We start from the raw sequence: 13,942 nt of genomic DNA on the forward strand, positions 1-13,942 counted from the left end.
GCAGAGCTCATACCATTTCAATACCGCAACAAGGTTAAGTCGAGCTCGCCTTGATGGACGGCTGCAGCCGGCACGGCGCATCAAAGCTGAAGAAATAAAAAGGTTTCCCACAGGAACGGCTGCGCTTGTCGCCGCAGCGCGACTTGCCTACTCTAAGGCGTAATACCATTCCAATACCGGAGTTCGACATGAAGCAACGCAATAGCAGGCTGGGCGCGCGCCTGCTTTCGGTATTGGTGGGGCTGGGCATGGCCGCCCCGGCACTCGCGCAGGCAGTGATCGATCCGGTGATCCAGCCGGCGATCTATCCGACCCCGGTATCCATCGCGCTGGATGGTGCGACGCTCACGCTGGGCCGCTCGGTGGTGCTGGTGGTCGCGCCGGGCGCGGACAAGGCCACAGTCGCGCTGGTGCGCAGCATCCTCACGACGGCCGGCGTTAGCAAAATTGCCACCGCCACACGCCTGCCGGCCACGCTGGACCGCCTGCACATCGTGCTCGGCACCGGCGATGCGGCCGTGGTGCGCGATGCGCTGGCACGCAGCAAGGCCACCCAGGACACCCATACCGAAGGCTATACGTTGACCAGCGCGGCGCTTGGCAGCGGCTTGATCACACTGGCGGGCCACGACGGCGATGGCCTGTTCCATGCGGCGCAGACGCTGCGTCAGCTGGTCGAGCGGCCGGCCATTCCGACGCTGACGATCCAGGATTACCCTGCCATGCCGATCCGCGGCACGATCGAGGGCTTTTACGGCGCGCCGTGGTCGATGAGCGACCGCAGCAAGCACATCGATTTCCTGGCGCGCACCAAGGCCAACACCTATATCTACAGCCCCAAGGACGACCCGTACGCGCGCGACCGCTGGCGCGAGCCGTACCCGAAGGCGACCTTGAAGGCGCTGGGCCAACTGGCCGCCACCGCCAAACGCAATCACGTCGATTTCGTCTATGCGATCTCGCCAGGCCCCACGGTGTGCTTCTCCGACCCGGCCGATGCCAAGGCGTTGCTACGCAAGTTCGATGCGTTCCGCGCGCTGGGCGTGCGCAGCTTCTATGTGGCGCTGGACGATATCGAATACACCAAGTGGAACTGCGAGCGCGACAAGACCACCTTCGGTGCGTCCGGCGCGCAGGCGGCGGGCATTGCGCAATCGCATCTGCTCAACCTGGTGCAGGCCGATCTGGTCGCCCGCCACGACGCTTCCTCGGAGCTGATCATGGTGCCGACCGAATATTTCGATGCCAAAGAGAGTCCATACAAGGAAGCGCTGCGCAAGCATCTGGACCCGAAGATCGTGGTGCAGTGGACCGGCACCGACGTGGTGCCGCCGGCCATTTCCATTCCCGACGCGCGCGCCGCCACCAAGGCGTTCGGCCGCAAGACCTTGTTGTGGGACAACTACCCGGTCAACGATTTCGAAACCTCGGCCGGCCGCCTGCTGATGGCACCGTATGCGCGCCGCGAAGCGGGCCTATCGGCCGAATTGTCGGGCATCGTCTCCAACCCGATGAACCAGGAAGTGCCCAGCCGCGTGGCGGTAATGGGCTTGACCGCCTTCGCCTGGAACGACAGAGGCTACGATGCACAACGCACCTGGCATGCGGCGGCGCGCGATCTGGCCGGCGGCGACGCGCGTGTCACTGCCGCATTGCTGACTTTCTTCGATACCCAGCACCTGGCGCCCACCTTCGGCAGCCAGCCGTGGCAGGAACAGGCGCCGCGCCTGAAGGCCGTGCTCGACCAGGTGCGCGAAGCCATCGCGCTGGGCGATGCCACGGCGCGCAGCCAGGCGATTGCAACGTTGGCGCGCACCGCCGATGACATCGCCGCCGCCCCGCAACTCATCCGCGACGGTGTGGCCGACAAGGGCTTTGCCGAACAATCACGCCCGTGGCTGGAGGCGATGGAGGGCTGGGGCCGCGCGCTGCGGCAGACCGCGGCCGGCCTGGAGGCCGCCAACCGTGGCAGCACCGAGGCGCCGGCATTGTTTGCCGATGCCGCGGCAGTCGCTGCCAGGGCCGCAGCGATCCCCTCGATTCCCGGCGCCACGCGTTTCGGCGGGCCGGTCAAGATCGCTGACGGTGTGCTGGATCGGTTTGTGGCCGACGCGCCGCACCTGATCGCCTATCGCGCGCCAGCGGCAACGCCGTAGCGGCATGCTGCGTTGATGGAATACCGGTGCCTGCTCTGGCAGGCACCGGTGACTCTGGTGCATCGCGCTTGAGGCGGTCGTACACCGCTGCCATTCGCTGCCCACGCCGCATACCCGGCCTGGCGCGGCACTGCGTGCTGCTTCATCACTCCCGGGCGCGATGCCTGCCGGGCGTTGCTACGTCCGATGAAAAGATTGCCCGGCCACCCCGCCGGCGCGTCTTGCATACATCGCGCAGATCAGTGGCGCGACTCCGCCTGATCCGCCGGCTGTGCCTCGCGCTTTAGATGGCGATACAGCCGCTTCCACCCACCGCGGATACCGCGCACCCAGCCCGGTTCGGCGCTGCGCGCGGCTTCGTCGGCGGTGGGGGCGATGCCGGCCAGGCGCTGGCGCATCTTCTGGAAATTGGCCACGTCGCTGCGCTGTAGCTGACGGGCCAGCAGGCCGCGCCGCAGCCAGCGCGGAAACCGCCACGCCGAGGTGAAATCGATCAAGACCGGCACCCCGGCACTGACCACCACGTTGGTGCCATGCAGGTCGTTATGCGTGATGCCGAAACCGTGCAGGCGGCGCAACGCCTGCTGCAGCTGCTGGAACACCTCCTGGCCCACCACTGCGCTGGCGCTGAGCGTGTCGCCGGGAATGAATTCCATGCCCAGCGCCAGGCCGCCCAGGGTGCCGAGCAACGCGGGCGCATGCCGCCACCCGTGCAGCCGGCGCAGCATGCCGGCCTCGTGGCGCACCATCAGCCGCGCGATCGGCGCCAGCAGGGTACGGCGATAGCGGGTGTAGTCCTTGACCACCGCCAGTTGCCCATCCAGGTGGGTGCGGTAGACATCCGGCTCGAGCAGCCGTGTGCCCTGCTTGAGCAGCACGGGTGTCACGAGGTGCAGGCTGGAGGCGTCCAGCGGCTGGTGATGCATGGCAGTTCTCCGGACGCTGGCGGCGCGGAGGTGTCACGCGTTACGCAGGTCCACGGTGATCGCAGGGGACTCGGGAGTGCGTAATTTTAAAACTTGTCGGTACTGAAATTACAGTTATTTAACAAATGAAGCATTCCGGGCGTGGAACGGCCTTTCCGATCAAGGCGTTGGAAGACGCATCGAAAACGCCGGTGCTGTGCGGGCTCGGCAGGCGACGCGTGGCCAGACGGCCGATGCGGCCCGGTGTTATCGCAGGCCGCGCAGTGACGTACCTACCATCCGCGCCGTTCCGGGCAACGGGCGTCTCACATCTTCTTGACAGCCACTGAGACTCCAGACACTGTGCGCCCTGCGGTCAGGGGGCTGCATCACGCGACTGGCTTGGTCTGTCCAGGCCTGCCTGCGCCAGTGTCATCGGCGACACCGCGCGCGGCGGGGAAGCCCCTACGAGACGGCAGCAACTGCACCACTTCCCGACGCCCGTCAGGTCCGCCTGCGTGCGCAAGGATGCGGAACGATGGACGACCACTCAGGGGAACGTGATGAAAAAGACCGCAACACTGCTGTTGGCCTGCACGGCGCTTGGCGTCACGGCACAGGCCTCGGCGCAATCGCTCTCGCGCGGCTGGGATAGCTACCGCCAGCAGCAAAAGCAGCAACAGGCCGGCCCGCAGGGCAGTGCAGCACCGACTGCTCCGGTATCGGCCACAACGCCCACCACAACTGCTACGGCACCGGCCGGCAGCGACGGTAACGCGTCTGGCCAGAGCGGCGGATTCACTACGGTGACGGCGCAAGCACCCGCAGTGGCATCGCCACCTGTGCCTGCGTATGTGGCGGCCGCCCCGCGCGAAGAGTCCCGCATCGACAGCGGTGCCTTCATCAGCGTGCAACGCGGTAGAGCAGAGGTGTTCGATGGCTATAAGCAGGACATGCTCGGTCTAAGCGCTGGTTATCGCTGGCGCGCAGGCTCGGTGACCCTCATCGGTCTTGAAGCATCGATCGGTCGCCTGGATCGCGGCGAGAGCACGGACGACATCTTTATCCCGTCCGTGAAGTTTGGCGGCCTTGGTGGCACGGCGCGCTTCAACTTCGGTGATAGCCCGTTGTTTGCGATGGTGCGCCTGGGCTCGTGGTACGCCGATGTCGCAGAGACGAGCGAGGAAATCTACGGTGGCTACGCGGGCGTCGGCTTGGGTGTGGACCTGGGCAAATACGCCAGTGTGAGCGTGATGTACACCAACTATGTGTACGCCAACGACTACTACGACTACGGCGAAGACATCACCATCAACCGTGCCGAAGTGTTGAACGTAGGCGCCGAAGTTCGCTTCTGATTGGCGACGCAGTACGGTAGATACGGCAACGGGGCGGATGGCAACATCCGCCCCGCTGTGGTTTGGGCGCGGCTGGCGCTCTACAGCGCCCGCCTGCGCTTACTCGCCCAGCGCCTTGGCCACGAACGGCGGTGCAACCAGCACGCCGGTGTGCAGGTGCGCGGTGTAGTACAGCGTGTCGAAGCTCTTGGCCTGCGCGTCGGCCTGGCGGAAGGCGAAATCGGCCTTGGCCTGCTTGCTGGCCATGGTCACGCTCCACCAGCCGGTGGGGTAGCACGGCTGCGGGAACGGCAGGGTCTTGAACGACTGGAAGCCGGCCTTGCCCATCTCGGTGCGCATCTCGTTGATCAGGTCCAACAGCGCCAGCGGCGATTCGGACTGCTGCACCAGCAGGCCGTCGTCCTTCAGCGCCTTGAAGCAGCTCTCGTAGAACGCCTTGTTGAACAGGCCTTCGGCCGGGCCCACCGGGTCGGTGGAATCGACGATCACGATATCCACGCTGCCGGCCGGGCAGTTGGCCATGTAGGCCACGCCGTCGTCGAACAGCAGCTCGGCGCGCGCATCGTGGTTGGAATCGCACAACTCGGGGAAATACTTCTCCGACATGCGCGTGACCTGCTCGTCGATATCGCACTGGGTCGCGCTTTCCACGCCCGGGTGCTTGAGCACCTCGCGCAGCGTGCCGCAGTCGCCGCCGCCGATGATCACCACGCGCTTGGGCGCGGGATGGGTGAACAGCGCCGGATGGCTGATCATCTCGTGGTAGAAGAAATTGTCGCGGCTGGTCAGCATCACCGCGCCGTCGATGAGCATCAGCCTGCCCCAATCGGTGGTCTGGTAGATCTCGATCTTCTGGAACGGGGACTGCACCTCGTCCAGCTTGCCGCTGATGCGGAAGCCGATGGCCGACCCGGTGGGCTGGAAGTGTTCGATGTACCAGTTGTCGTTGCTGCTCATGCGGACGTCCTAAACTAAAAGAAGCGGGCGGTTCCTTCTCCTGCCGGGAGAAGGTGGCGCGTAGCGCCGGAGGAGGGTCGGGCGCAGCCGCGTGCAGCCAGACTGCGCAGCGGCCGACCCTTGCTCGGCCCCGATCCGACCAGGAGCGGGGCGTGAAGTCGGCGCGGATTGTAACGGACCCTCGGCATGCCAGGCGTTACAATTCACGCCCTTTTGCCCCAGCCGAGACAACGAAATGAGCGATTGGTCCCTCGACCACGCCCGCAAGACCTACTCGATCCCGCATTGGGCCGATGGGTATTTCGATGTGAACGCCGCCGGCCATGTGGTGGTCAAACCGACCGCCGATGGCCCGGCAGTGTCGCTGCCCGAAGTGGTGGATGCCGCGCGCGCGGCCGGGGCAAAACTCCCGCTGCTGGTGCGCTTCCCGGACATCCTGGGTCAGCGCCTGGGCAAGCTGCAGGCGGCGTTCGCGCAGGCGCAATCGGAGTGGGACTACGCCGGCGGCTATACCGCGGTGTACCCGATCAAGGTCAACCAGCACCGTGGCGTGGCCGGCACCCTGGCCGGCCATCACGGCGAGGGCTTCGGCCTGGAAGCGGGTAGCAAGCCGGAGCTGATGGCGGTGCTGGCGCTGTCGCGCCCGGGCGGGCTGATCGTCTGCAACGGCTACAAGGACCGCGAATACATCCGGCTGGCGCTGATCGGCCGCAAGCTCGGCCTGCAGACCTTCATCGTGATCGAAAAGCCCTCCGAGCTGGCCCTGGTGCTGGAAGAGGCGCGCGCGCTGGACGTCAAGCCGGGCCTGGGCGTGCGCATGCGCCTGGCCTCGCTGGGTGCGGGCAAGTGGCAGAACAGCGGCGGTGACAAGGCCAAGTTCGGGCTGTCGCCGCGCCAGGTGCTGGACCTGTGGAAATCGCTGCGCGACACCGAGTACGCCGACAGCCTGAATCTGCTGCATTTCCACATGGGCTCGCAGATCTCCAACGTGCGCGACATCGCCAACGGCATGCGCGAAGCCACGCGCTATTTCGTGGAGCTCTCGCGGCTGGGCGCGAAGATCAGCCATGTGGATGTGGGCGGCGGCCTGGGCATCGACTACGAAGGCACCCGCTCGCGCAGCTATTGCTCGATCAACTACGGCCTGCATTCGTACGCCAGCAATATCGTGCAGCCGCTGGCCAGCGCCTGCGAGGAACATGGCCTGGCTCCGCCGCGCATCGTCACCGAATGCGGCCGCGCGATGACGGCCCACCATGCGGTGCTGATCGCCAACGTCTCCGAAGTGGAGCAGGCGCCGGAAGGCCGCGTGCCCGATGCGCACGATGACGAACCGGCGGCGATCCGCCACCTGCGCGAGATCCACGACGAACTGGACGTGCGCCCGGCGGTGGAACTGTTCCAGGAGGCCCAGCACTTCCATGCCGAGGGCTTGAGCGCCTATGCGCTGGGCCAGATCGACCTGACCCATCGTGCCCGCATCGACGACCTGTTCTATGCCATCGCCCACGGCGTGCGCGCACGGTTGAGCTTCGACGAGAAGAGCCACCGCCCGGTGCTGGACGAGCTCAACGAGCGGCTGGTGGACAAGTACTTCGTCAACTTCAGCGTGTTCGAATCGATCCCGGATGTGTGGGCGATCGACCAGGTGTTCCCGATCGTGCCGATCGAGCGCCTGAACGAGGCACCGCAGCGGCGCGGCATCATCGCCGACATGACCTGCGATTCGGATGGCATGGTCAAGACCTATGTCGAGAACGAGAGCCTGGACAGCTCGCTGCCGCTGCATGCCTTGAACGCGGGTGAGAGCTATCGCATCGGCTTCTTCCTGGTTGGTGCCTACCAGGAAATCCTGGGCGATATCCATAACCTGTTCGGCGATACCGATGCGGTGGAAGTGGCCGTGGACGGCGACGGATATCGCATCATGCAGCAGCGTCGCGGCGATACCACCGATGTGATGCTCGATTACGTGGGCTATCACCTGGACACGCTGCGCGCGACCTATGCCGAGCGCATCGCCGCCGCGCAGCTGCCGCCGGAGCGCGCGCAGCAGCTGAGCCAGGCGCTGGAAGCCGGGCTGACCGGCTACACCTATCTGTCCGACGAGCCGCTCGGCTGATCCTCGGCGCGCTGCGGCCCCTGCTGCAGCGCGCGGCACTGCCGTCGCGCCATCTCACCGTGGCGCACGCTTGCGGTTATGGCGGGGAGTCCAGCCCACCCCTGCCTTCGAACGCCTGCGCCTGATACTGGCAGGCCCACGCCTCGCTGCCTGCGATGGCGTGCCGGCAAGTCACGCCTTGCCGTGATTTACACGCGCCATCGTTGCCACTGCTCGCTTTTATACACGGCGCGAGACGTCAATCGATTGACGGCATTCGCCTGGCCGCCCGCCAGATTGCGATCACGCCGGCGATCATCACCGATTGCATCAAGTGATTTTTTGCAGATCCATTTGTACCAATGGCGTTGTTTGAAATGGTCTTATCGACAGCCTGGGCCGGCGTGCCACGACAGTGCGAAATCGCCTTGAAAACAGATGTTTGGTGGCTCTTGCGGTCTGCCTGCACCACATCGTGTGTCAGTTGCATGCACAAGGCGACCCAAGCGCATACGCGCATGCAGAACGTCTGTAGGAATCACATTTTGGAACAAAATAATTACGAAAGACCCGCATTTCGTGATTTTTGCACGGTTCATTAAGTTCGCGAGTTGTTAGTGTTTGCTTAACTTGTCGGGATACAAGTTGCTTCACCCATGACAGTGCACATCGGGGTCTCGATCGTGCATGTCGCCTCGTTGTGCGTTTCCATTGTGCGTTTCCACCACGTATTGCCGGTATTCGCCGACAGTCGCTGGTGTCCTCTATCTTGCGTTTCATTACCGGGTGCCGATCCGACGTTTCTTTGACTGCGCTGCAGCCAAAGCGCCGGGCGACTGCGCGCCACACAGAAGGATGCATGCGATGCACGCTGATGCCGCCCCACTGTTTCCACTGACCAGGGCACAACGTGGCCTGTGGGTGGCCAACAAGTTGCATACCGACAACACCTTGATGTTGTCCGAAGCGCTGGAATTGTTCGGTCCACTGGATCCTGCGCTGCTGATCCGCGCCACGCTGCAGCTGGCGCGCGAGTTCGACACGCTGCGCCTTTGCATCCATGAGCACGAGGGCGTGCCGCACCAGGTCGTCCTGCCGGAGTACACCGCGCCAGTACCGTTCTTCGACGTCAGCGACGACCCGGCGCCGCGCAATGCCGCCGAGCATTGGGTGGCCGAGGAAATCCGCAAGCCGGAGGACCTGCGCAACGGGCCGCTGTGGCATTGCGCGGTATTCCGCCTCGGCGAAGATCACCACATGTGGGTGCAGTGCGTCAGCCATCTGGTGATGGATGGCTATTGCGCCTCGATCATGATGCAGCGGATGGCGGTGCTCTATAACGCCTACGCGGCGAACGTGGAGCCCGAGCCTGCCGAGTACGGCAGCGCGTTGTCGCTGATCGAGATGGAACAGCAGTACCGCGACTCCGATCGCTTTCAGCGCGACCGCAGCTACTGGATGCAGCAACTGGCCGATCTGCCGCCGCCGGTCACCCTGGCGCGGCCGGGTAATCACCTGTCCACCGGCCTGCTGCGCGGCATCGGGCAGTTTTCGCCGCAGCAGGTGGTGCGCCTGCGTGCGCTGGGCAAGGAGTACGGCGCCAGCCTGCCGCAGATGCTGATTTCCCTGATCGCCGCGTATTACTACCGCTGCACCGGTGCCGAAGACCTGGTGCTGGCCATGCCGGTGACCGGCCGGATCAATGCGCGCTACCGGCATACCGCCGGCCTGGTCGCCAACGTGATCTCGCTGCGGCTGAAGATGGACCCGCAGCAACCGGTCCACACCTTGTTCGCACAGGTGGCCTCGGTGGTCAGGAGCGCGCTGCGCCACCAGCAATACCGCTTCGAGGACGTGCGCCGCGACCTTGGCATGTTCGGCATCGAGCAGAAGTTCGCCCGCCTGGCGGTGAACATCGAAGCCTTCGACTACGCGCTGCGTTTTGGCCAGGCGTATGCGATGCCGCACAACCTCTGCAACGGACCGGCCGACGACCTGACCATCTTCTGCTACGAACGCGGCGATGGCGCGGCACTGCGCTTCGATCTGGATGCCAACCCGGCGCTGTACGACAGCCACGAACTGGCCGAGCATTGCCGGCGCCTGACCCAGCTGGCCGATGCCGTGCTCGACCAGCCCACCTGCGCGCTGGGCGAGCTCGACGTACTGGGCGAGCAGGAGCGCCAGCGCCTGCTGTACACCTGGAACCGTACCGACGCGCCGCTGCCGGCCGATGCCACGCTCCTGCACGGCATGCTGCAGCGTGCCGAACTGATGCCTGCCGCCGTGGTCGTGCAGTACGACAACCGCACACTGGATTACGCCACCTTGTGCGAGCTGGCCTCGCGCATTGCCGCGCAGTGGGTCGCCGATGGCGTGCGCCCCGGCGATGTGGTGGCCGTGGCCTTGCCGCGCAGCGAGCAGCTGCTGGTGGCGCTGCTGGCGATCATGTGGAGCGGTGCGGCGTACCTGCCGCTGGACCCGGAGAGCCCGGCCGCGCGCAACCGCCAGATGCTCAACGATTCCGGCGCCATCGCGCTGGTGTGCGAGCCTGCGCTGTGCGAGCGCTACCTGATCGGCGGCATGGTCTGGCTGGATCCCCGCCCGGCGGTGTTGCCGGAAGCGATCGCGCCGCTGGCCACGCCCGATGGCACGGCCTACGTGTTGTACACCTCCGGTTCGACCGGCGCGCCCAAGGGCGTGGAGATCAGCCATCGCAACCTGTTCAATTTTCTGCATGCGATGGAACACGAGCTGGCGCTGCGCCCGCGCGACCGCGTGCTGGCCGTCACCACCATCACCTTCGACATCGCCGGGCTGGAGTTGTACCTGCCGCTGCTGGTGGGCGCGCGCGTGGTCATCGCACCGGCCGGAATCAGCCACGATCCGCGCAGCCTGGCGCGCTTGATCGCCGGCGAGCAGATCAGCCTGGTGCAGGCCACGCCGTCGCTGTGGCGCATCCTGCTGGCCAACCAGGATCTTGCGCTGGATCGTCTGCATGCGCTGGTGGGCGGCGAGGCGCTGGTGCCGGAACTGGCCGGCCAGTTGCTGAGCCGGGCGGGGCGCCTGACCCAGCTGTACGGACCCACCGAAACCACCATCTGGTCGACCATCATGCCGCTGCAGTTGACCGATGCCGCGGCGCCACCGATCGGCAGGCCGCTGCTCAATACGCGCGTCTACGTACTCGATGCACAGCGGCAGCCATTGCCGACCGGTGCGATCGGCGAGCTGTACATCGGTGGGGCCGGCGTGGCCAAGGGCTACCGCGGCAAGCGTCAGCTGACCAGCGAGCGCTTCCTGCGCGACCCGTTCGCCGCCGACGGCAGCAGCATGTACCGCACCGGCGATCGCGTGCGTCAGCGTGAGGATGGCCTGCTGGAATTCATCGGCCGCGCCGATGCGCAGTTGAAGATCCGCGGCCACCGTGTGGAGCCAGCCGAGATCGAGAACGCGTTGCTGCTGCATGCCCAGGTGGCGCAGGTTGCCGTGGTGGCGCACCAGGACGGCGATACGGCGCTGCAGTTGCTGGCCTATGTGGTGGGCAAGCACGGTACGGCGCCGTCGACCGAGACGCTGCGTGCGCATCTGCAGCAGCGCTTGCCGGCGTCGATGATTCCAAGCCTGTGGGTCATGCTGGCGGCCTTGCCGCTGACGGCCAATGGCAAGCTGGACCGCCGTGCCCTGCCTGCGCCGGGTGTGGTGGCGGTGCGTGCGCAGGTGGCGCCGCGCGATGCGCTGGAACAGCAGCTGGCAGATTTGCTGCGCGAGGTGCTGGGCATCCAGGCGGTGGGCGTGGACGACAACTTCTTCGAGCTGGGCGGCGATTCGCTGCGCGCGGCGGAAATGGCAGCGCGCTTTCCGCAGCTGTTCGGTGTCGAACTGCCGCTGGGCACGTTGTTCCATGCGCCGACGATCGCCGGCCTGGCCGAGGTGATCAGGCGCAGCGCGCAGCCGGCGAACGATCCCCTGGGCGTGCTGTTGCCCTTGCGTGCAGGCACGCCCGGCAGCACACCGTTGTTCTGCATCCATCCGGTGATCGGGCTGGGCTGGTCGTATCTCACCCTGCTCGGCCAGCTCGACCCGCAGTGGCCGGTGTATGCGTTGCAGTCGCCGGCATTGAGCGACCGGCAGCATCGCCCGGACAGTATCGAGGCGATTGCGCGCGACTATCTGGCGCGCATGCGCAGCGTGCAGCCGCACGGCCCGTACCGGTTGATCGGCTGGTCGCTGGGCGGGCTGATCGCCCATGCCATCGCGGCCGAGCTGCACGACCTGGGCGAGGATGTCGAACTGCTGGCGATGCTGGACAGCTACCCGCATCTGGAACAGGCCGCCGCGCTGCCGGAAGCGGAGAACGTGCGCGCGTCGGTGCATGCGCTGGGCCTGACCCTGGCCCACGACCAGCCGATGCCGACCACCGTGGCCGAGCTGGCCAGCCTGCTGTGCGACCACTACGGGCTGACCACCTTGCCGGCCGTACGCCAGCTGCTCGAACAGCGCCCCACGCTGCTGGACGACCTGGGCGACGTGACCCAGCATCACTTGCACCTGGCGCGCCGTCACCGCCCCCGCGCATTGAATCAGGACGTGGTGTTCGTCGAGGCGAACGTGCGGATGAGTTCCGGCGGCGACGATGCGCAGTGGGTGGACTACCGGCCGCAGGCCTGGCGTCCGTACGTGCGCACGCTGCACCTGCATGGCTTGGATAGCGACCATCACTCGATGCTGTCGGCCACGCATTCGACCAGGCTGTGCGCATTGCTGCATGCCGCCACCGGCCCGGTGTCGCTGCGCGACGGCAGCATCGCCACTGCCAGCGACGGGGTGGCCGAATATGCCTGAGATCCCGGCAAGTGCTACCGCCCATCGACCGATCGTCATCGCCACCCTGGGCACCCACGGCGACGTGCGCCCGATCATCGCGCTGGGACGTGGCCTGCGCCAGCGCGGGTATCCGGTGCGGGTGCTGACCAGCGGCAATTTCGAAGCGCTGATCCGCGCCAACGGGCTGGAGTTCTTCCCGCTCAGCGGCGACCACCAGCAACTGCTGCAGGGCAACCCGCACGTGGCCGAGATGCGTGGTGGCTGGCGCGGCATCTGGGGCACCTTGCGCGCGCAGCTGCTGGACTGGGCGCGCGACTGGGCCGAGCAGGGCCGTGCGGCCTGTGCCGATGCCGGGTTGATCCTGGGCGTGGGCAGCGCCAGCTTCCTGGCCCACAGCCTGGGGCAGGCCTACGGGCTGCCGGTGGTGTTCGCGCAACTGCAGCCGCTGACCGCTTCGCGGCATCTGCCGCTGATGGTGATGCCGAGCGTTCGGTTTCCCGGGCGGGTGAGCGTGGCGCTGCATCACCTGGTGCGCTTTGCCGGCTGGCAGCTGATGCGCCCGGCGCTCAACGACATCGTACGGCCGGCGCTGGGCCTGCCGGCCTACCCGTGGCGCGGACCGGACCGCAGCGCGCTGCGGGTGATCTACGGCTACAGCGCCCAGCTATGCCCGCGTCCACCGGACTGGCCGCCCAGCGCGCAGGTCTGCGGCTTCTGGCAGCTGCCGCAGCCGCAGTGGCAACCGCCGGCAGACCTGCAGGCCTTCCTGCAGGCCGGGCCACCGCCGCTGTATATCGGTTTCGGCAGCATGACCAGTTCCGACGCGGCGCAGCTCACCGCCACGGTCAAGGCGGCGGTGCGTCTGACCGGCCAGCGTGCCCTGCTGGCCAGCGGGTGGGGCGGACTCACCGATGGGCAGGAGGCCGCCGCCGACGATGCCGAACGCTTCTTCCATCTGGAGCACGCACCGCACGACTGGTTGTTCCCGCGCGTGGCCGTGGCGGTGCATCACGGCGGTGCCGGCACCACCGGTGCCGCGCTGGCGGCGGGCATTCCCTCGGTGGTGCTGCCGTTCGGGTACGACCAGCCGTTCTGGGCACATTGCCTGGCCCAGCGCGGCGTGGCGCCGCCGGCGCTCGCCCGCGTCTGTCTGCAGCCGCAGCGGCTGGCCGACGCACTGCGCCAGGCCAGCGCGCCGGCCATGCGTGCCGCCGCGCGTGCGCTGGGGCAGCGTATCGGAGAGGAAGACGGCGTACGCATCGCGGTGGATCAGCTGGAAGCGTGGGGGCTGCTGAACGCTGCAATGCCAATGACGCCGGTCGCCCGTAGCGAACGGGCCGTTGCGTGACGGGCTGGCCGACGCACTGCGCCAGGCCAGCGCGCCGGCCATGCGTGCGGCCGCGCGTGCGGCCGCGCGTGCGCTGGGGCAGCATATCGGCGAGGAAGACGGCGTACGCACCGCGGTGGATCAGCTGGAAGCGTGGGGGCTGCTGAACGCTGCAATGCCAATGACGCCGGTCGCCCGTAGCGAACGGGCCGTTGCGTGACGGGATGGCCGTGTGAGGTCGCCAGGTCCGGGAAGCAGTGAGCTGTCGTTCGACAGCTGGCCGCTGCCGGCAGGCGCAATCGCCAACGCAA

The 13,942-nt window shown here is 66.6% G+C and carries 9 protein-coding genes; 6 read left to right on the forward strand and 3 right to left on the reverse strand.

Going from position 1 to position 13,942, the window contains the following annotated elements; genetic code table 11:
• Nucleotides 1–188 precede the first annotated feature (188 nt).
• A complete protein-coding gene (locus ACCQ05_RS02085; protein ID WP_372392782.1) occupies nucleotides 189–2,156 on the forward strand; it encodes a glycoside hydrolase family 84 protein in 1,968 nt (655 codons plus the stop codon).
• Between the two features lie 239 nt (nucleotides 2,157–2,395).
• On the opposite strand, the gene ACCQ05_RS02090 is transcribed toward ACCQ05_RS02085, so the two are convergent.
• Nucleotides 2,396–3,082 (reverse strand): RIO1 family regulatory kinase/ATPase domain-containing protein, encoded by a 687-nt coding sequence (locus tag ACCQ05_RS02090; protein WP_372392783.1) that lies wholly within the window; start codon nucleotides 3,080–3,082, stop codon nucleotides 2,396–2,398.
• 542 nt (nucleotides 3,083–3,624) lie between these two features.
• Between ACCQ05_RS02090 and ACCQ05_RS02095 the strand changes: the two genes are divergently transcribed.
• Nucleotides 3,625–4,419: a hypothetical protein gene (locus ACCQ05_RS02095; RefSeq protein ID WP_372393880.1), complete on the forward strand. Its 795-nt coding sequence runs from the start codon at nucleotides 3,625–3,627 to the stop codon at nucleotides 4,417–4,419.
• A gap of 99 nt (nucleotides 4,420–4,518) precedes the next feature.
• On the opposite strand, the gene speE is transcribed toward ACCQ05_RS02095, so the two are convergent.
• The gene (gene speE / locus ACCQ05_RS02100; RefSeq protein ID WP_372392784.1) at nucleotides 4,519–5,376 is read right to left on the reverse strand and encodes a polyamine aminopropyltransferase; all 858 of its coding nucleotides are present in this window, start codon (nucleotides 5,374–5,376) and stop codon (nucleotides 4,519–4,521) included.
• A 235-nt stretch (nucleotides 5,377–5,611) separates the two neighbouring features.
• On the opposite strand from speE, the gene speA reads away from it, so the two are divergent.
• The gene (gene speA / locus ACCQ05_RS02105; RefSeq protein WP_372392785.1) at nucleotides 5,612–7,498 is read left to right on the forward strand and encodes an arginine decarboxylase; all 1,887 of its coding nucleotides are present in this window, start codon (nucleotides 5,612–5,614) and stop codon (nucleotides 7,496–7,498) included.
• A 238-nt stretch (nucleotides 7,499–7,736) separates the two neighbouring features.
• Here the strand turns inward: speA and ACCQ05_RS02110 are convergent, their stop codons facing one another.
• Nucleotides 7,737–7,967, reverse strand: a complete 231-nt coding sequence (locus tag ACCQ05_RS02110; protein WP_372392786.1) for a hypothetical protein — start codon at nucleotides 7,965–7,967, stop codon at nucleotides 7,737–7,739.
• Nucleotides 7,968–8,398: 431 nt separating this feature from the next.
• On the opposite strand from ACCQ05_RS02110, the gene ACCQ05_RS02115 reads away from it, so the two are divergent.
• The 3 genes from ACCQ05_RS02115 to ACCQ05_RS02125 are packed head-to-tail and all read left to right on the forward strand — an operon-like array spanning nucleotide 8,399 to nucleotide 13,851.
• Nucleotides 8,399–12,322, forward strand: a complete 3,924-nt coding sequence (locus tag ACCQ05_RS02115; protein ID WP_372393882.1) for a non-ribosomal peptide synthetase — start codon at nucleotides 8,399–8,401, stop codon at nucleotides 12,320–12,322.
• Nucleotides 12,315–13,652: a glycosyltransferase gene (locus tag ACCQ05_RS02120; RefSeq protein WP_372392787.1), complete on the forward strand. Its 1,338-nt coding sequence runs from the start codon at nucleotides 12,315–12,317 to the stop codon at nucleotides 13,650–13,652. The genes ACCQ05_RS02115 and ACCQ05_RS02120 overlap by 8 nt, the downstream gene beginning before the upstream one ends.
• On the forward strand, nucleotides 13,645–13,851 hold the full coding sequence (locus ACCQ05_RS02125; RefSeq protein WP_372392788.1) for a hypothetical protein: 207 nt from the start codon (nucleotides 13,645–13,647) through the stop codon (nucleotides 13,849–13,851). The genes ACCQ05_RS02120 and ACCQ05_RS02125 overlap by 8 nt, the downstream gene beginning before the upstream one ends.
• Nucleotides 13,852–13,942 lie beyond the last annotated feature (91 nt).

The organism is Xanthomonas sp. NCPPB 3582 (assembly GCF_041475735.2).
GTDB classification, from domain to species: Bacteria; Pseudomonadota; Gammaproteobacteria; order Xanthomonadales; family Xanthomonadaceae; genus Xanthomonas; species Xanthomonas codiaei.

Bases quoted from the DNA above. Each gene is read 5' to 3' on its own strand.
- ACCQ05_RS02085 (WP_372392782.1), top strand. From the start codon at position 189: ATGAAGCAACGCAATAGCAGGCTGGGCGCGCGCCTGCTTTCGGTATTG.
- ACCQ05_RS02090 (WP_372392783.1), bottom strand. From the start codon at position 3,082: ATGCATCACCAGCCGCTGGACGCCTCCAGCCTGCACCTCGTGACACCC.
- ACCQ05_RS02095 (WP_372393880.1), top strand. From the start codon at position 3,625: ATGAAAAAGACCGCAACACTGCTGTTGGCCTGCACGGCGCTTGGCGTC.
- speE (WP_372392784.1), bottom strand. From the start codon at position 5,376: ATGAGCAGCAACGACAACTGGTACATCGAACACTTCCAGCCCACCGGG.
- speA (WP_372392785.1), top strand. From the start codon at position 5,612: ATGAGCGATTGGTCCCTCGACCACGCCCGCAAGACCTACTCGATCCCG.
- ACCQ05_RS02110 (WP_372392786.1), bottom strand. From the start codon at position 7,967: ATGCAACTGACACACGATGTGGTGCAGGCAGACCGCAAGAGCCACCAA.
- ACCQ05_RS02120 (WP_372392787.1), top strand. From the start codon at position 12,315: ATGCCTGAGATCCCGGCAAGTGCTACCGCCCATCGACCGATCGTCATC.